General features: G+C 68.4%; 17 protein-coding genes. 10 read left to right on the forward strand and 7 right to left on the reverse strand.

What is annotated here, in order from left to right; translation table 11 throughout:
- Positions 1 to 2: 2 nt before the first annotated feature.
- A complete protein-coding gene (locus H9Q09_RS07850) occupies positions 3 to 842 on the reverse strand; it encodes a MoxR family ATPase (RefSeq protein ID WP_187390568.1) in 840 nt (279 codons plus the stop codon).
- A gap of 207 nt (positions 843 to 1,049) precedes the next feature.
- Here H9Q09_RS07850 and H9Q09_RS07855 point away from each other — a divergent pair, with 207 nt between their 5' ends.
- From H9Q09_RS07855 to H9Q09_RS07875, 5 genes are all read left to right on the forward strand, one after another.
- The gene (locus H9Q09_RS07855) at positions 1,050 to 2,288 is read left to right on the forward strand and encodes an MFS transporter (protein WP_246716050.1); all 1,239 of its coding nucleotides are present in this window, start codon (positions 1,050 to 1,052) and stop codon (positions 2,286 to 2,288) included.
- Positions 2,289 to 2,391: 103 nt separating this feature from the next.
- Positions 2,392 to 2,586: a hypothetical protein gene (locus tag H9Q09_RS07860; protein WP_187390681.1), complete on the forward strand. Its 195-nt coding sequence runs from the start codon at positions 2,392 to 2,394 to the stop codon at positions 2,584 to 2,586.
- Between the two features lie 180 nt (positions 2,587 to 2,766).
- Positions 2,767 to 3,351, forward strand: coding sequence for an SCO family protein (locus H9Q09_RS07865; protein WP_024351974.1), 585 nt, complete (start codon positions 2,767 to 2,769; stop codon positions 3,349 to 3,351).
- A gap of 143 nt (positions 3,352 to 3,494) precedes the next feature.
- A complete protein-coding gene (locus H9Q09_RS07870) occupies positions 3,495 to 5,381 on the forward strand; it encodes a sodium:proton antiporter (protein WP_024351973.1) in 1,887 nt (628 codons plus the stop codon).
- 5 nt (positions 5,382 to 5,386) lie between these two features.
- Entirely contained in the window at positions 5,387 to 6,256 is an 870-nt protein-coding gene (locus tag H9Q09_RS07875; RefSeq protein WP_187390569.1) for a 50S ribosomal protein L11 methyltransferase, read from the forward strand.
- Between the two features lie 3 nt (positions 6,257 to 6,259).
- Here the strand turns inward: H9Q09_RS07875 and H9Q09_RS07880 are convergent, their stop codons facing one another.
- Positions 6,260 to 6,607, reverse strand: coding sequence for a hypothetical protein (locus H9Q09_RS07880; protein ID WP_187390570.1), 348 nt, complete (start codon positions 6,605 to 6,607; stop codon positions 6,260 to 6,262).
- 132 nt (positions 6,608 to 6,739) lie between these two features.
- Entirely contained in the window at positions 6,740 to 6,949 is a 210-nt protein-coding gene (locus tag H9Q09_RS07885) for a hypothetical protein (RefSeq protein WP_024351970.1), read from the reverse strand.
- A 232-nt stretch (positions 6,950 to 7,181) separates the two neighbouring features.
- Between H9Q09_RS07885 and H9Q09_RS07890 the strand changes: the two genes are divergently transcribed.
- A complete protein-coding gene (locus tag H9Q09_RS07890; RefSeq protein WP_187390571.1) occupies positions 7,182 to 9,020 on the forward strand; it encodes an aminopeptidase P family protein in 1,839 nt (612 codons plus the stop codon).
- A gap of 104 nt (positions 9,021 to 9,124) precedes the next feature.
- On the opposite strand, the gene H9Q09_RS07895 is transcribed toward H9Q09_RS07890, so the two are convergent.
- From H9Q09_RS07895 to H9Q09_RS07905, 3 genes are all read right to left on the reverse strand, one after another.
- Positions 9,125 to 9,565 carry a BA14K family protein gene (locus tag H9Q09_RS07895; RefSeq protein WP_040325767.1) on the reverse strand — a complete coding sequence of 147 codons (441 nt, stop codon included), beginning with the start codon at positions 9,563 to 9,565 and terminating at the stop codon, positions 9,125 to 9,127.
- 207 nt (positions 9,566 to 9,772) lie between these two features.
- Positions 9,773 to 11,587 (reverse strand): glycoside hydrolase family 15 protein, encoded by a 1,815-nt coding sequence (locus H9Q09_RS07900; protein ID WP_210315261.1) that lies wholly within the window; start codon positions 11,585 to 11,587, stop codon positions 9,773 to 9,775.
- Positions 11,588 to 11,738: 151 nt separating this feature from the next.
- Positions 11,739 to 12,443: a cytochrome c oxidase assembly protein gene (locus tag H9Q09_RS07905; protein WP_246716051.1), complete on the reverse strand. Its 705-nt coding sequence runs from the start codon at positions 12,441 to 12,443 to the stop codon at positions 11,739 to 11,741.
- A 306-nt stretch (positions 12,444 to 12,749) separates the two neighbouring features.
- Here H9Q09_RS07905 and H9Q09_RS07910 point away from each other — a divergent pair, with 306 nt between their 5' ends.
- Positions 12,750 to 13,340 (forward strand): hypothetical protein, encoded by a 591-nt coding sequence (locus H9Q09_RS07910; protein ID WP_210315262.1) that lies wholly within the window; start codon positions 12,750 to 12,752, stop codon positions 13,338 to 13,340.
- A 119-nt stretch (positions 13,341 to 13,459) separates the two neighbouring features.
- Positions 13,460 to 14,437 carry a YihY/virulence factor BrkB family protein gene (locus tag H9Q09_RS07915; RefSeq protein WP_187390574.1) on the forward strand — a complete coding sequence of 326 codons (978 nt, stop codon included), beginning with the start codon at positions 13,460 to 13,462 and terminating at the stop codon, positions 14,435 to 14,437.
- 73 nt (positions 14,438 to 14,510) lie between these two features.
- Here H9Q09_RS07915 and H9Q09_RS07920 read toward each other — a convergent pair whose 3' ends face one another.
- A complete protein-coding gene (locus H9Q09_RS07920) occupies positions 14,511 to 14,825 on the reverse strand; it encodes a hypothetical protein (protein WP_187390575.1) in 315 nt (104 codons plus the stop codon).
- Between H9Q09_RS07920 and H9Q09_RS07925 the strand changes: the two genes are divergently transcribed.
- Positions 14,800 to 16,758 (forward strand): Ig-like domain-containing protein, encoded by a 1,959-nt coding sequence (locus tag H9Q09_RS07925; protein WP_187390576.1) that lies wholly within the window; start codon positions 14,800 to 14,802, stop codon positions 16,756 to 16,758. The genes H9Q09_RS07920 and H9Q09_RS07925 overlap by 26 nt on opposite strands.
- 192 nt (positions 16,759 to 16,950) lie before the next feature.
- Positions 16,951 to 17,652, forward strand: coding sequence for a helix-turn-helix domain-containing protein (locus H9Q09_RS07930; protein WP_187390577.1), 702 nt, complete (start codon positions 16,951 to 16,953; stop codon positions 17,650 to 17,652).
- Positions 17,653 to 17,804: the final 152 nt, after the last annotated feature.

Below are 17,804 nucleotides of genomic sequence, written 5' to 3' on the forward strand. Positions count from 1 at the left end.
CGTCACCCGTGCCGCCGCGCCAGGAAGGCCAGCCGCTCGAAGAGATGCACGTCCTGCTCGTTCTTCAGGAGCGCGCCGGCGAGCTTGGGCAGGGCCTTGGTCGGGCTTTCGCGCAGATCCTTGGCCTCGATGTCCTCGGCGACCAAGAGCCGGATCCAGTCCAGCGCCTCGGAGGTCGAGGGCTTCTTCTTGATGCCGGGCTGTTCGCGGATCTCGTAGAACTGGGTCAGCGCCGCGCGCACCAGATCCTGCTTGATGTTCGGATGATGGACGTCGACGATCCGCGCCAGCGTCTCCGGGTCGGGGAACTGGATGTAGTGGAAGAAGCAGCGGCGCAGGAAGGCGTCCGGCAGCTCCTTCTCGTTGTTGGAGGTGATGATGACGATCGGCCGGTGCTTCGCGCGGATCGTCTCGTCGGTTTCGTAGACGTCGAACTCCATCCGGTCGAGTTCCTGCAACAGATCGTTGGGAAACTCGATGTCGGCCTTGTCGATCTCGTCGATCAGAAGCACCACGCGCTCTTCCGAAGCGAAGGCCTCCCAGAGCTTGCCGCGGCGGATGTAGTTGCGGATGTCGTTGACCTTCTCGTCGCCGAGCTGGCTGTCGCGCAGCCGTGAGACGGCGTCGTATTCGTAAAGGCCCTGCGCCGCGCGCGTCGTCGACTTCACCGTCCACTGGATCAGCCGCAGCCCCAGCGCCTCGGCGATCTGGAAGGCGAGCTCGGTCTTGCCGGTGCCGGGCTCGCCCTTCACCAGCAGCGGCCGCTCCAGCGTGATCGCCGCGTTGACCGCGATGGTGAGGTCCTTGCCGGCCACATAGGCGTCGGTCCCGGTAAAGCGCATGCGCGTCATCCTGTTCGTCGTCTTCGCAATCGCGGGAACCATAAGGGCCGGCCGGGCACTTGCAAGCCGCAGCAGATGTCTTTGCCGAACGCACCGTCAAACGGGGCTGATCGCCGCCAGGCGCCGCCCTATCTCGCAACTGCGAAACGGCGGCGGTCTCCGTCATGCCGCCGAACCCGCCGCGGCCCCTACCGACAGGATCAGACGATGACACAGGCTTCCGCCATCGCAGGCGCGCCAGAGGAGATGGTGCAGACAGACGCGCGGCCGGCCGGCCTCGGCCCGGTGCTGACCGTCTTCTTCGCCTTTGCCTGCGGCGCGCTGGCGGCCAATCTCTATTACGCCCAGCCCCTCGTCGCGCTGATCGGCGCCGATACCGGCCTGTCGGTGGCCGCCGAAAGCGCCATCGTCACCGTGGCGCAGATCGGCTACGCCATCGGCCTCGTGCTGCTGGTGCCGCTCGGCGACGTCGTCGAGAACCGCCGGCTGATCCTGATCACCATGGCGGCGAATCTGGTAGCGCTGGCCGGCCTGGCGCTGGCGCCGGGGCTGACGGCGCTGTTCGCGGCGATGCTGTTCGTCGGCGTCTCGTCGACCGCCGCGCAGATGCTGGTGCCGCTCGCCGCCAATCTGGCTCCGCCGGACGAGCGCGGCGCCGTCGTCGGCAATGTCATGAGCGGGCTTCTGGCCGGCATCCTGCTTGCCCGGCCGGCGGCGAGCTTCCTGGCCGATTATGTCGGCTGGCGCGGCGTCTTCGGCCTGTCCGGTGGGCTGGTGGCGGTGCTGATGGTCGCCGGGCTGGTGCTGCTGCCGCAGCGGCGCCCGGAGGGCACGCGCGGCTATGGCGCGCTGATCGCCTCGCTCGGCAAGCTGTTCGTGCACCAGAAAGTGCTACGCCGGCGCGGCCTCTACCATGCGGCGATGTTCGGGGCGTTCTCGCTGTTCTGGACGGCGGCGCCGATCATCCTGCTGCGCGAGCCCTACGGCTTTTCGCCGAGCGGCGTCGCGCTGTTCGCGCTGGCCGGCGTTCTCGGCGTCTTCGCCGCGCCGGTCGCCGGGCGGCTGGCCGATCGCGGCTATACCCGCATCGGCACCATCGCGGCCATCGCCACCGTCGTCATTGCCTTCGTCGCCGCCCTGTTCGGCGAGACCTCGCTCGTCGCGCTGGTTGCGGCCGGCATCCTCATCGACCTCGGCGTCCAGGCCAATCTGGTCTTCGGCCAGCGCGAGATCTACCAGCTCGATGCCAGCATCCGGAACCGGCTGAACGCCGTCTACATGACGACCTTCTTCCTCGGCGGCGCGCTGGGCTCGGCCCTGACCAGCCCGGTGCTGGAGACCTTCGGCTGGACCGGCATCTGCGTCATCGGCATCGCCATGCCGGGGGCGGCGCTCCTCTACTATCTTGCCGCCGACCGCGGTGAGGGGGCGAGCGCCGCGGCCTGAACGGCACGCGGCACCGGTTCGTCGAGCGTTGCCGGGCGACAGGTGCGTGGCCGGCCGATCGGCGCTATGATCACCGGAGCGAAGGCGTGCGCAGGACGGGCCGATGACGCAGGAAGTCCCGACGATCGAGGAACCACGGCAGGGCGCCACCACACACGGCCGCCGGACTGCGCTGCTGTTCGCCCTGGCGGTCGTCGCGCTGGCGCTCCTGTCGGGCGGCGCCGTCGCCGGCTGGGCGCAGCATGGCGAGGCGATCTTCCTGCATCTCCTGGAGGCCGGCTGGGCTGCCTGTTTCTGACAGGACGCGAGGTCGGCACGGGCGCCGCGGCGATTGGCGCCATCATGAACGGCGATCGGCACCGTGCCTGTCGCGCAGCGGCCTCCCGCCGTGCTATCGGCACTGCAACACAGACCGACAGATGCACGAGCAGGGGACGGGCGAGGCCGCATGCGGCGCCCGCTGGACGACATGAGTGGAGTGAAGATGTTCCGGGCCGCGCTCTGGACGATCGTGGCGCTGATTGCCGGCGCCGCGGTGGCCCTGGCGCTGATCTACGCCCAAGGCGGTCCCGGCCGCAGCGGCGAGCCCTACGGCTCAGACTTCTCGCTGATCGACGAGACCGGCCAGCCCTTCACCCAGGCCGATCTGCGGGCAAAGCCGACGGCGGTGTTCTTCGGCTTCACCCATTGCCCCGAGGTCTGCCCGACGACGCTCTACGAGCTGGCCGGCTACCAGAAGCAGCTGGCGGAAAAGGGCGGTGATCTGCAGGTGGTCTTCGTGACCGTCGATCCCGAGCGCGACACGCCCGAGGTGATGAAGAACTATGTCGAGGCGGTCTCGCCGGACATCACGGCGCTGAGCGGCTCGCCCGAGAAGATCGCCGCGATGCTGAAGGGCTGGGGCGTCTATTCGGCGAAGATCGGCGAGGGCGACGACTACAACATGGACCACACCGCCACGACCTTCCTGATCGACGAGACGGGGGAGCTCGCCGGCACGCTGGCCTATGGCGAGAACCCCGATACCGCGCTGGCCAAGCTGGAGCGCCTCGTCGGCGTCTGACGCAACCCGCGCGAATACCGGCATGCAGGGGTTTCCGATCCGGCACGCTGGACTAGTTTCGGCTCATCGCAGAACATTGGTCGGAACGGGCGTGGTCGTGAAGGCCGCATTGGCCGTGTCGCCCGGCCCCGGGAATCTCCTTCATGCATGATCTTGCCCTTCAGCTCGCTCTCATTGGCGTCGCCGGCATCGCGGCCCAGTGGCTGGCGTGGCGCGTCCAGGTGCCGGCCATCATCCTCCTGCTCGGCGTCGGCCTGTTGTTCGGGCCGATCACCGGCTTCATGAATCCGCGCGAGGATTTCGGCGACCTCTATACGCCGCTGGTCTCGACCGCCGTCGCGATCATCCTGTTCGAAGGCGGGATGACGCTGAATTTCCGCGACATCCGCGAGACTTCGACGGCGGTGCGCCGCATGGTCATCATCGGCGGGCCGCTGGTCTGGGTGATGACGGCGCTCGCCGGCCATTACATCGGCAATCTGAGCTGGCCGACCGCGATCATCCTCGGTGCGATCCTGGTGGTCACCGGCCCGACCGTCATCACGCCGCTGCTGCGCCACGCCAAGCTGAAGAACCGGCCGGCCTCGATCCTGCGCTGGGAGGCCATCGTCAACGATCCGATCGGCGCGCTCTTCGCGGTGATCGCCTTCGAGACCTATCTGGTCCTGAACGCCGGCCATGAAGCCGAGAATCTGATCCTGAACGTCATCCTGGCGATCATCATCGCCATTCCCGGCGGCTTCCTGGCCGGGCGCTTCCTGAGCTGGGTCTTCGCCCGCGGCGAGGCGCCCGAATATCTGAAGGCGCCGATCCTGCTGGTGGCCGTGGTCGGCATGAATTCGCTGACCAATCTGGTGCTGGAGGAGGGCGGCCTGCTGACCGTGACCGTCATGGGCATCACCATGGCGAACACGCGGATCGCCAGCCTCAGCGATCTGCGGCGGTTCAAGGAGACGATCACGCTGCTGCTCGTCTCGGGCCTGTTCATCATCCTCACCGCCTCGCTGCAGCGCGAGGTGCTGGCGAGCCTCGAATGGCGCGTCATCGGCTTCCTCGCGGCGGTGCTCTTCGTGGTGCGGCCGGTGGCCGTGTTCGTCAGCACACTCGGCGCCGGCCTGACCTGGCGGGAGCGCCTGCTGGTCGGCTGGATCGCGCCGCGCGGCATCGTCGCCGTGGCGGTTGCCGGCCTGTTCGGCGCGACCCTCAGCGGCCTCGGGGTTGCCGATGCCGACCGCATGATCGCCTACACCTTCGCGCTGGTGGCGGTGACCATCCTCCTGCACGGCTTCACGCTGGGACCGCTCGCCCGGGCGCTGGACCTGCGGTCCGCCGACCGGCCCGGCATCCTGTTCGTCGGCGCCTCGCGCTTCACCATCGCCTTTGCGCGTCGGCTGAAGGCGCAGGACGTGCCGGTGCTTATCGCGGACGCCAACTGGTCGCGCATCTCCGAGGCGCGGCTAGCCGAACTCGAGGTCTGGTACGGCGAGATCCTGTCCGAGGCGGCCCACCATAACCTCAATTTGTCGCGCTTCGACCACATGGTCGCTGCCACCGACAATGACGCCTACAACGCGCTCGTCTGTACCGATTTCGGTCCCGAGATCGGCCGCTCCGAGGTTTTCCAGATCGGCAAGATCGAGGGCTCCGACCGGCGCTCGATGAACTTCACCATCGGCGGCCAGCCGCTATTCCAGCCGCCCAAGACCTTCACGGAACTGCGCGATCTGGTGGTCGACGGCTGGAACTTCCAGGCGACCCGGCTGACCGAGGAGTTCGACTATGAGCGCTTTTCGGCGACGCGCCCGGAAGGCACCCATGTGATCCTGTGGATTCGCCCCTCCGGCAATCTCCTCTTCGCGTCGAACGAGGGCTCCGGCGAGCCGGGCGAGGGGGACACGATCATCTCCTTCGGACCCAAGCCGCCCCAGCGCGACCAGGAAAAGATCGTCAAGGCGACGACCACCGAGCGCGAGGCGCGGGCCGAGAAGGCCCGCATGACCAGCGAAGCCGTGAAGCCGAAAGAGGGCTAGCAGGAATGCCGCAGATCCGTTTCTACGTCACCGCGGACAAGGCCGCGGCCGACGCCTGCTACGCCGCCGTCGAAACCGCCTTCGAGGATCTCGGTACGCCGGTGTCGCTGGCCGAGATCGACGAGGCGAAGGCGATCTTCGAGGTCTCGGCCTATGTCGATGCGCCCGATGGCGAGGAGGCGGAGCGCCTGTTCGCCGGCGCCATCGCCGAGGCCGGTGGCGGCGAGATCTGCCGCGAGGACCTGCCCGACAAGGACTGGATGGCCGATGTCCTGGCGGCGCTGAGGCCGGTGCGGGCCGGACGCTTCCTGGTGCATGGCGCCCATGACCGCGACAAGGTGAAGACCAACGACCTGGCGATTGAGATCGAGGCCGGGCAGGCCTTCGGCACGGGCCATCACGGCACGACGGCCGGCTGTCTGGAGACGATCGCCCGGCTGGCGACCCGCCGCAAGCCGCGCAACGCGCTGGATCTGGGCACCGGCAGCGCGGTTCTGGCCATCGGCCTCGCCAAGCTCGCCCGGGTGCCGGTGCTGGCGACCGACATCGACCCGGTGGCCGTCCGCGTGGCGCGGGCGAATGTCGAGGCCAATGGCGTGGCGAATTTCGTCGATTGCGCCACGGCCATCGGCTTCGGCGCCGAGGCGATCCGCGAGCGCGCGCCCTACGATCTGATCGTCGCCAACATCCTGGCCGGGCCGCTGATGAAGCTCGCGCCGGAGTTCCACCGGCATCTGGCCCAGGGCGGCGACATCGTCCTGTCGGGCATCCTGACCACCCAGCGCAACGCGGTTCTCGCCGCCTTCCGTAACCAGGGCCTCTACCATGTCGCCACGCTGGTGCGCGGCGAATGGGTCACCCTGCATCTGCGCTAGGCGTCAGGCGTGGCAGGCGGCCGGCGCGACACCGATCGGAACCGGCCGCAAATCGGCATCGTCGGGATAGCGCAGGAAGGATTGCTTCTCGGTCTCGCGAAACCGCACCCCGCCGACCTCCAACGCGCTGACCGGCGACCGGCCGTATTCGAGGGCGAGACGATCGAAGGCGCGCCAGTGCAGGGCCGCCATCAGGTCACGCCGCCGGACGGCCGCCCGCACCTCGCGCTCGCATGCGTGGTGAAACCGCAGGGTCATCGGATCGCAGCGCGCGCGCAGGGCGTCGTAGTCGCGCCAGACGGCGTCCGGCACGACGAACACCACATCGGGCTTCAGGCACTGCAGGCACATGGCAGCCTCACGCGGCGAACAGGTGACGCCGAGCCTACAGCACCGGACCGGACACGAAAATGCCGGCGCGCAGGGGGCTGCGGCCGGCGTCTGTTTCGGTCGGGAATGGCCGCCGTGAAGCGGCCGGGCTGTTCAGCCCCGCTCGGGCGCGCGGCCCTCGAAGAGCGACTCGCGTGCGTTGGAGCCGAATTCCTCGCGGCCCATCATCGTGAAGTGGTTGTCGACATAGCGACGGGCCTCGCGCTCGCGGGCCTCGATCACCCGGTCGAGCATGTTGCGCATGAAGCCCCTGGAGCGGGCGGAATTGCGCAGGGATACGTCGGTATAGGTGGAAGTCGCCATGGAAAGTCTCCTGTTCGGCTCGTGGCCTCCCGGTGACCCCAATATGCGTTGCCGCGTCCCTGTCAGGTAGAGTCCGCACTGCATAGGTCCGTCCCGTTTTTGCAGTGCAACATCGGCGCTCCCGTCATAATCCGGTAACCTTTGCGCTTCCTTGCCAAATGCATATGTTCCGGCCCCGCAGACAATCGCCGCGCACCGCAGCGCGGCCTCCTCCTTTTTCAAGAGCCATCCGATGTTCCAGAGCTTCGACGAGATCGCCGACTTCTCCCAGAGCGCGGCCCGGGTCGCCCGCCTGCGGGACGGCCTGCGCGCCGACGGCGTCGACGGCTTCATCGTGCCGCGCGCCGACGAGCATCAGGGCGAATACATTCCGCCCTCGGCGGCGCGGCTGGAATGGCTGACCGGCTTTTCCGGCTCGGCCGGCGTCGCGGTCGTGCTCGCGGGCAGCGCGGCGATTCTCGTCGACGGTCGCTATACGCTGCAGGTGCGCCAGCAGGTCGATCTCGCCGTCTTCGAACCGGTCGCCTCGGCCGAGACCTCGCTGGCCGATTTCCTGAAGAATGAAGCCGCGGGCAAGCGCATCGGCTTCGATCCCTGGCTGCACACGGCGGGCGAGGCGAAACGCCTGCGCACGGCGCTGGAATCTGTCGGCGGCGAACTCGTCGCTTTGGCCGCCAATCTGATCGACCGGATCTGGAACGACCGTCCCGCGCCGCCGGCCGGTCGCGCCGTCATCCATCCGGAGAGCTTCGCCGGCAAGCCGGCGGGCGACAAGCTCGCCGAACTGGCAAAAATGATCTTCGAGGCGAAGGCCGATGCGACGATCCTGACCGACCCGTCCTCCATCGCCTGGGCCTTCAACATCCGCGGCTCGGACGTGTCGCACACGCCGCTGATGCTGGGCTTCGCCATCCTGCGGGCCGACGGGCGCCCGACGCTCTTCGTCGATCCGGCCAAGCTGGATGACGCAGTGCAGGACCACCTTGCGGCGCTGGCCGACATCGACACACCGGAGGCCTTCGAGCCGGCGGTCCGGCGGGAGGCCTCCGGGCGCACCATCGGTCTCGATCCGCAGCTTGCCGCGGCGCGCCTGTCGACCATCGTCGAGGCCGCCGGCGGCACGGTGGCCGAGATGCCGGACCCGGCGCGGCTGCCGCGGGCGATCAAGAATGACGGCGAGATCGCCGGGGCGCGGGCTGCGCATCTGCGCGACGGCGTCGCGGTGACGCGTTTCCTTGCCTGGTTCGACCGGCAGGAGCCCGGCACGGTCACCGAGATTGCCGCCGCCGAAAAGCTGGAAGAGATGCGCGCCGAACATGCGCAGGAGGACGGTTTTCCGCTGAAGGACATCTCTTTCGACACCATCGCCGGCTCCGGCCCGAACGGCGCGATCGTGCATTACAGGGTGAACCGCGATTCCGACCGGCTGTTGCGCGAGGGTGAACTGTTCCTCTTGGATTCGGGCGCCCAGTATCAGGACGGCACGACGGACATCACCCGCACCCTGCCGGTGGGCGAGCCGACCAGCGAGATGCGCCGCAAGTTCACGCTGGTGCTGAAGGGCATGATCGCCATTGCGACGGCGCGGTTTCCCAAGGGCACGCGCGGCATCGATCTCGATCCGCTGGCCCGCATCGCTTTGTGGAAGGCGGGCTGCGACTTCGCCCATGGCACCGGCCACGGCATCGGCTCCTATCTCGCCGTCCATGAGGGGCCGCAGTCGATCTCGCGGCGTGGCATGGCGGTGATCGAGGCCGGCATGATCCTGTCGAACGAGCCGGGCTATTACCGTGAAGGCGCCTTCGGCATTCGCATCGAGAATCTCATCCTGACCGAACCGGCGGCGGAGATCAGCGGCGGCGACATCGCCATGCACGGCTTCGAGACGCTGACGCTCGCCCCGATCGACACGCGGCTGGTCGCGCCGGAGCTGATGACGGCGGACGAGATCGCCTGGCTGGATCATTATCATCGGCGGGTGCGCGCGGCGCTCGGCGAGCGGCTCGACGCGGCCGACCGCGACTGGCTGGAGGCTGCGACGCGTCCGGTCGGACGGCCGGTCGTCGCCTGACGGCGCCGTAGACGAAAAAGACCCGCCGCAGGGATTGCGGCGGGTCTTCCGGTTTCAGGCCTTGCCCGCTGGACGCGCGGGGAGGGCCGGGTCGTTGCGGCCGATCAGCGGCAGACGCGACGCGGGCCGTGATAGGGCTGGTAGGTGCCGCTGCGCGGGTCGAACGACCGGTACTTGTCGGCGCAGTAGCGATACCATTCGCCGGTGCCATAGGCGGGTGCGTAGCCACGTGGCGCCACGCGGTAGAGCGGCCGCGGCGCGTCGTAATAGCGGGGCTGGCTGGCAATGGCGGCGCCGATGCCGAGGCCGATGATGCCGCCGAGCACGGCCGCGCCACCGGAATCGATGCCGCGATGGCGGCGATAATGGCGGCGCCCGCCGCGATAGTGCCGTCCGCCGCGATAATGGCGACGGCCGTAATGGCGCCCGCCCACGAGGTGAACGCCGGCGCCGACAAAGGGCTCGGCCTGTGCCTGGGCGATGCCGAGCGGGGCCCCCGCCGGCAGGGTCGCCGGCGCCACCGCCAGCGCGAGAGCAACGGCCATTGACCTGACCGCAAACGACTTGAACAATTTCATACCGACCTCCGGGCGACAGATTCCATCCTGTTCCATTGAACGTCCGGGAAGCTGAATGGCTCCTGAACGATGCGGCCGATCACGCAATGGTTGATGAACGGCCGTCGCCGATACCCTGGCGAGCGGCCCGTGCCCCCTGATCCGCGCCGGGGTCGGGCGACCCGCGGAGGCCGGTCAGGCGACGGGCTGGCCATTCGTATCGGTGCGCTCCTTGGCCGGACCCTTGGCCCGTGCCAGATTCAGCGCCGTGATGATCACCCCGACATGGCTGAAGGCCTGGGGGAAATTGCCGAGCATCTCGTCGCCCACCGGATCGTATTCCTCGGCGAGCAGGCCGACATCGTTCTTCAGGCCGCAGAGACGCTCGTAGAGCGCCACGGCGTCGTCGAACCGTCCGAGGAGGGCATAGACGTCGGCCAGCCAGAACGAGCAGGCCAGGAACGCGCCTTCCTCGCCCTCCAGGCCATCGCCGGTCTCGCCATTGTCGTAGCGGATCACCAGACCGTCGCGCAAAAGGCGCTGCTCGATCGCCGCGACCGTGCCCTTCACCCGCGGATCGTCGGCCGGCAGGAAGCCGGTCAGCGGGATGTGGAGCAGGCTGGCGTCCAGCGCCGTCGAGCCATAGGCCTGAACGAAGGAGCCGAGCGCCGCGTCATAGCCGTTCCTGCAGACGTCCTCATGGATGTCGTCGGCCACCCGCCGCCAGTGCTTGGCGTAGTTCTCGCCGCCGTCGATGTCGGCGGCCATTTTCGACGCGCGGTCGAAAGCCACCCATGCCATGACCTTGGAGTGGACGAAATGCCGGTGTTCGCCGCGGATTTCCCAGATTCCGTCGTCGGGCCGGCGCCAGGCCTTTTCCAGGAACGGCATGACCGAATGGGCCAGCGCGGCCGAGCGCGGATGCGGGGCGAGGCCGCCCGTGCGCGCCTGGGCCAGAAGGTCGGCGACCTCGCCATAGATGTCGAGCTGGAACTGCTCGGACGCGGCATTGCCGACCCGCACCGGCTGCGACTCGCGGAAGCCTTCGAGCCACGGCACCTTCCATTCCAGGAGATGCCGCTCGCCGGCGACGCCGTACATGATCTGCATCTGCGCCGGATCGCCCGCGACCGACCGCATCAGCCATTCGCGCCAGGCTTCGGCTTCCTCGTAATAGCCGAGATCCATGAAGGCCATCAGCGTCAGCGTGGCGTCCCGCAGCCAGCAATAGCGGTAGTCCCAGTTGCGGCTGCCGCCGATCTCCTCGGGCAGCGACGTCGTCGCGGCCGCGACGATGCCGCCGGTCGGACGGAAGGTGAGCGCCTTCAGGGTGATCAGCGAACGGCGCACCTCCTCGGTCCAGTTGCCGACTTCCGGGCAGCGGGAGGAGAAGGCGGTCCAGAAGGCTTCGGTATCGGCGAGAGCCGCCTCGGGGTCGGTGCCCGCCAGCGGCTCCTGGTTTGACGGCTGGTGCAGGAGGGTGAAGGCTAGGCGCTCGCCCGCCGAGACGGTGAAGCGGCCCTTGGTGTGCATGTCCTCGCCATGCAGATTGACCGGCGCGCGCATCACCAGCATCTCCGGACCGGCGACAGCCGTCATCGTGTCGCGGTCGATGCGCGTCACCCAGGGGACGGTCCGGCCGTAGTCGAAGCGCATGACGAGGTCGAAATCGAGATCGACGCTGCCCTCGAGGCCGACGACGATGCGCATCACATTGGCGATGCCGTCGCGGGGCGGCATGAAGTCGATGAGCATGGCGCTGCCGGTCGCCGTCCTGAAGGTCGTCTCTAGGATCAGCGTGCCGTCGCGATAGCGCCGCGAGGAGGTGAACTCCAGATCGCTGGGCGCGATGCGCCAGCGGCCGTTCTCCGGCGTGCCGATCAGCGAGGCGAAGCAGGCGCGGGAATCGAAGCGCGGCAGGCAGAGCCAGTCGATCGAGCCGTCCTTGGAGACGAGGGCTGCGCTTTCGCAGTCCCCGATCATGGCGTAGTCGGCAATACTGCGATGCAAACCCTGCTCCTCGATCCTGTTTCTGGCCGCGACCGCCGGCGTTGCAGGCAGCGAGGGTCAGCAGGATAGGGCCACGACCGCGGCGTGAAAGGTCGCCGGCTATCAAACCGGCGTAAACAGTGCGGCACGGCACCCTGACATCATGTCGCGGTCAGCCCCGGACGGGTCCGTCCGTACGGCCCGCCGCGGCGGTGTCGGACCCGAGCAGCCGCTGCACCAGCACGAGGCCCCCGACGAGGCAGGGAAGGCCGCCGAACACCGCCATCAGGATGCCGCCAAGACGCTGGTCGTCGAGGCGTTCGAAGCCGAAGGCGCCGACGCAGACATCGGGTGCGTAGACGAGGACCGGGGCCAGCGCGAGAAGAACGCCCAGCATGGTCATGTGAATGAAGGTCGCCAGCATGGCGAAGGCGCCGATGGCCGCGTCGCCGGAATGGCGGCCGGCGAAGCTGACCGCCCAGACGAGGAAGCCTGCGGCGAGGAAGCTGACCTGCTGCACCACGAAGACGCCCCCGTCCCGCGCCGCGGCCTCGTGCAGCACCGGCGTGTGCCAGCCCCAGATGACGAACATGTCGAAGGCGGAGGCGGCGATCGCCGAGCCGATGCCGGGGCGGATGACGTGCAGGCCGATGCCGACCCGCCGCAGGCCGATGACGATCATCGGCGCGGCCAGGGTGACGATGCCCAGATGCAGGATCATGTGGGCGGAAAAGGCCCGCCGGCTCATCTCGACCAGCGGACTGAGCCACAGGCCCGCCAGAATGGCGATGCCGAGCGCCGCCGGCCAGGCGCGGAGGATCGCGCGCCGGTGCGATGTGTCGATGTCCGGTGATCCTGCGTCGGCGATCCGTTCCATCCCTGCCATTCTAGGGCGGCCGCGCCGCGCGTCCTGCCAATCCGGCAGCGCCGGCCATTTGCCGTTTCGTTGCGGACACTTGCCGCCGTGCATTCCGATCTGTCGGTTGGCGCGCTCAGGACAAGACACCGCATGATGGCGGCAAGGAAAGCCGCGTCATTATCTCCGCTGCGACAGTTTTCCCGCGCTTATTCGGCCAAACCTTATTGGCAAGCCGCCTGTCAGCACATATCTGATGGGAAGATGGCCGTTGCGGCCGTGATTCACCTGATTCCTCGCATTTTCCGCCGGCTGCGGCCGGCCTCCATGCACACAGCTCCGGGCACGATGAAACCACAGTCGAAACCGTTCACCGTCGCCGTGAAACGGCGCAAGCTTTCGCCAGAGGGCAAGAAGAAGTCCGTCTGGTCGGATGTTTCGCATCTGATCGCCGCGGCCGAGAGCGACCTGGCCCTCGACGAGGACGAAGCGCCCGCTGCTGCCGCCAAGACGCCGGCGAAGGCTGAGCCGTCGGCGGGCAAGAGCGACGCGGCACCGGCCCGTCAGCCGCGCATTCTCCAGAGCCGCCCCAGCGAACCCGTCATGGCCGAGCCGGAAGCCGACCCGGAGCCGGTCGAACGTCCGGTGCGCCGCCGCGGCCGGCCGCGCAAGGTCGTCGCCGAGACACCGCAGCGTCCGGCAATTGCGGAGCCCGAGGGCGAGCCGCAGCCGCAGCCGCAGATCGAACGCGACTGGAGCCGCACCCCGGCGGTCGATCTGCAGACGGCGGAAACCAGCCTTGCGGAGATCGAGACGGCCGCGACCGAGGCACGCCCGGCCGGCCGCCGTCGCCAGCGGACCGGTGGTCTGCGCGCCGGCGAACGCTGGAAGCGCCATCTGCCCCGCTGGTCGCGCTGATCCGCCCACCGGGCTGTGACCGGTCTGCGGTCGCGGAGCCAAAGGCAGCGTCCCGCGTTGTGCCGCCCGACCCCGCAGGAGAGATTGCGGCGGACGCAAGCCTGTGCGAGAGCGGCTGAATGGACGCAAAGGCCGAAAACGAAACCGCGCGCGACAAGCGCCGGCCAAACGGAGTCCTGAGCGAGCATCCCGAGGATCTCCTCTTCGGCTCGGGCTGGCGGGCGGTCTGGGCGGTGCTGCGGGAAGCCATCCTGCGCCTGTGGAACGACGACGCCATGGGGCTGGCCGGCAACATCGCCTTCCGCGCCGTTCTCGCCATCTTTCCGTTCCTGATCTTCGCCAGTTCGCTCACCGCCTTCATCGGCAATCGCGAAATGGCCGACGGCCTCGTCACCTTCCTGATCGCCATCGTCCCGCCGGCGCTGGCCGAGCCGCTGGTCTCGGAGGTGATGAACATCGTCACCATACGGCGGGGCGGTGTGCTCAGCGTCGGCGTTCTTCTGACGATCTGGTTCGCCATCGGCGGCGTCGACGGCGTCCGTGTCGGCCTGAACCGCGCCTATGACATCCGCGAGACCCGCTCGACCATCGTCCTCTATCTCCTGCAGGTGTTGACCGTCGTCCTGACCGGGCTGGTGCTCGTCGTCGTCGGCTATCTGCTGGTCCTGGCGCCGCGCGCCGGATCGTTCCTGCACCAACTGATGCCGGGCTTCCAGCCGTCCTCGGTGACGCCGAGCCTGGTGCGCTACCCCGCGACCGCGGCGATCCTGACGACGGCTCTGTTCGTCGCCCATGTCTTCCTGCCGGCGCGGCGCTCGCGCTTCAGCAACATGTGGCCGGGCATCCTGTTCACGCTCTGCGCCTGGTCGGCGCTGGTGGCGGCCTTTTCGGTCTATATCGGCCAGTTCGCCAATTACGCCAGCTACTATGCCGGCCTCGCCGGTATCATCGCGGCACTGTACTTCCTGTATCTGGCCGCCCTGGTGCTGATCTTCGGCGGCGAACTCAACCGTGCCATCCGCATCCGCCGCCTCGCCCACGCCCTGCGCCGCGACCGGCGGAACGGAGGGCCCGTCGCGCCGCCGCAGGCGGAGTAGGGGCGGCGCGTCAGGCGGGGGAGTTATGTGTGGCCCGCCGGCAACCGGTATTGCGGACGCGGGGATGCAGCCATCAGTTCCGGGAAGGCGGGGGCTGCGGATCGGCCTCGGCGCGCTGCTTCAGCATGGCCTCTGCGCGAAGCGCCAAGGGGTGTCCGGGAAAGCGGGCCGCGAACTGGCGCAGGGCGTCGTCGCTGCCCTTGGCGAGGGTCAGGTCGAATTCGCGGCGGATTAGCTGTTCCTGCCCCTCCTCGAAATCGGCGCGCGGCGGCGGCATGACGTTTCGGGGCCCGTCGTTCTGTGCCGTCATCATCTCTTCCTCGGTTGCGCCGGGGGGCTGGCCGGCAATGGCCACCGAAACGATGACTGCGCAGCCGCACAGCGCCACGCCGATGGACCTGCTCGCGGCCGCGGTCAACGACGCCCCGACCCTGACGGCGACGGGCGCGACGGCGAGCTTCACGGAAGGGGGATCGGCGGCCGATCTGTTCTCCGGCATCTCCGCTTCGACGGTGGAGACCGGGCAGACCTTCTCGGGACTGACCCTGACGGTGAGCAATGTCACGGACGGCGCGGCGGAGCTCCTGACGGTCGACGGCACGTCGGTCGGTTTGACCAACGGCAATTCCGGCACGACGGTCACCAATAGCCTGAGCTTCGCGGTGAGCGTGGTCGCCGGCACGGCGACGCTGACGCTGAGCGGCGGCGCCCTGTCGGCGGCGCAGCTGCAGACGCTGGTCGATGCGCTGGCCTATCGCAACAGCTCGGACGATCCGACGGCCGGCACCCGCACGGTGACACTGGCCTCTGTGACCGACAGCGGCGGAACGGCCAGCGGCGGCGTCGACACGACCTCGCTGGCGATCGGCGCGACGGTGACGGTGACCGCGGTCAATGACGACCCGACGGCGCGCGACGATGCGCTCGGCACGCTGGAGAACGCCGTCGTGACCGGCAGCGTCTTCGCCGACAATGGCAATGGCGTCGACATCGATATCGATGGCGGCACGCTGGCCGTAACCGCGGTGAACGGCGTTGCGGTCAGTGTCGGCCAGCAGATCGCGCTCGCCTCGGGCGCGCTGCTGACGCTGAATGCCAACGGCACCTTCAGCTACGATCCGAACGGCGCCTTCAATGCCCTGGCGGCGGCCGGTTCCGGTGCGGCGAGCGGCCTGAGCGCGACGGACAGCTTCGGCTACGAGATTTCCGACGGGCAGGGCGGCACGTCGAGTGCGCTGGCAACGGTGACGATCACCGGCGTCGACAGCGCCGGCGATCTCGTCACCGGCAGCGCCGGCAACGACGTCCTCAATGGCGGCATCGGCGCCGACACGATGATCGGCGGCACCGGCGACGACACCTATATCGTGGACGACGCCGGCGACGTGGTGGTCGAGAATGCCGGCGAGGGGCAGGACGTCGTCTATGCCAATGCCAGCTATGTCCTGGCGGCCAATATCGAGAGCCTCGTCCTCTATGGCAACGGCTCGATCAACGGCACCGGCAATGGCGCGGCCAACTACATCTTCGGCAATGCCTTCGCCAATGTCATCGATGGCGGCGGCGGCGCCGACGTGATGATCGGCAGCGCCGGCAACGACACCTATATCGTCGACCATGTCGACGATGTGGTGAGCGAACTGGCCGGCGAGGGCGACGACACGGTCCAGACCTCGGTCAACTATAATATGCACGACCATGTCGAGTTCCTGATCATGACCGGCACCGACGATCTGGAGGCACGCGGCAACGCGCTGGCCAACACCATCACCGGCAATGCCGGCAACAACGCCATCGATGGCGGGGTGGGCACCGACGTCATGGCCGGCGGCGCCGGCAACGACCGCTATGCGGTGGACAACATCTTCGACCGGATCGTGGCAACCGCGGGCAATGGCGACGACACCGTCTATGCCTCGGTCGACCATCAGTTGGACGCCCATGTCGAGACGCTGATCCTGACCGGCACGGCGGTGCGCGGCTTCGGCAGCGACGACGACAACCAGATCTTCGGCAACGACCAGGTCAACGTCCTCTATGGCCGTGGTGGGTCCGACTACATGCTGGGCGGCGGCGGTGACGACATCTTCGTCATCACGGCCGAAACCGGCACGGTGGACGTGATCGGCGACTTCACCGGGGCCGGTGTGGCCGGCGGTGACCGCCTGTCCTTCGGCGGCTTCGGCGCTGGGGCCACGGTCAAGCAGCTCAGCCAGACCAGCTTCGAGGTGGCGAGCGCCGACGGCCTGACCGTGCAGCAGTTCATCCTCGCCGGCCATGACGGCACGCCCCTGACCGCCGACGACTACTACTTCGCCTGACCGCAGCCGGTCCTGTGCGGAGGCAGGCGGGCGATCGACGCGCGCCTGCCATCCCGTACGACCTGTCGCCGGCCGCCGGCGCGTCATGCAAAGGCCGGCCTACGTAGATTCCCTTAGGAGCAAACCGAATTCAGCGCCTCTGCCGCCGCCGCTACAACAGGTCATCGACTTGGACGGCATCAGGAGGTTCCCATGACGACGGCTCTGGCAACGGTAAGCGAGCGGGCCTCCACGGCAGGACATCTGGCGGCAGAGGCGTTTCGTGCCCGTCCGCTGGCGGCACCGCGGCCCGAGACCGGCGGCGCGGCGATCGCCGGGCAGGTCCTGAACTTTGCCCAGGACAGCGAAATCTACGCCGAATGCAGCGAAGTCCGTTCCTTCTACAAGGTCGTCAGCGGCGTCGTGCGCACCTGCAAGTTCCTGAGTGACGGCCGGCGCCAGATCGAGGGCTTCCATTCGGCCGGCGACATCTTCGGCCTGGAACTCGGCGACAGCCATGGCATGTCGGCCGAGGCGGTCTCGGACTGCACGATCGTCGCCTATCGCTGGCGCGGCCTGAGCGCGGCGGCAGCGCGGAACGAACAGATGGCGCCGCAGGTCTTCCACTTCGCCATGCAGTGCCTGCAACGCGCTCAGCAGCATGCGCTGCTGCTGGGACGGCGCAGCGCCGCCCAGCGCGTCGCCGCCTTTCTGGTCGAGATGGCCGACGACGAGGAGCCGGCAACGGTGCATCTCGCCATGACCCGCCAGGACATTGCCGACTATCTCGGCCTGACCATCGAGACGGTGTCGCGCACCCTGTCGCAGTTCGAACGCGACCATCTGATCACCCTGCCGTCCACCCGCCATGTCGTCCTCGAGGACCGGGATGCCCTGATGGCGCTCAACGACTGAGCCGGCGACGCGCGCCGGGCCCGGAGCAGCAAGCAGAAGGGCCCGGAGCCGAAGCGGGGCCAAGGGCCGGCGAGGGCAGGCGGAGGCATCGCGACGCAGCTCTGCGTCTGCCGGCGCGCCCAGCCTAGTTCTGCCGTGCGACCGCGCGCGAT

Origin of the sequence: Aurantimonas sp. DM33-3, from assembly GCF_014334315.1 — a bacterium.
In the GTDB taxonomy this organism is placed as follows: domain Bacteria; phylum Pseudomonadota; class Alphaproteobacteria; order Rhizobiales; family Rhizobiaceae; genus Aurantimonas; species Aurantimonas coralicida.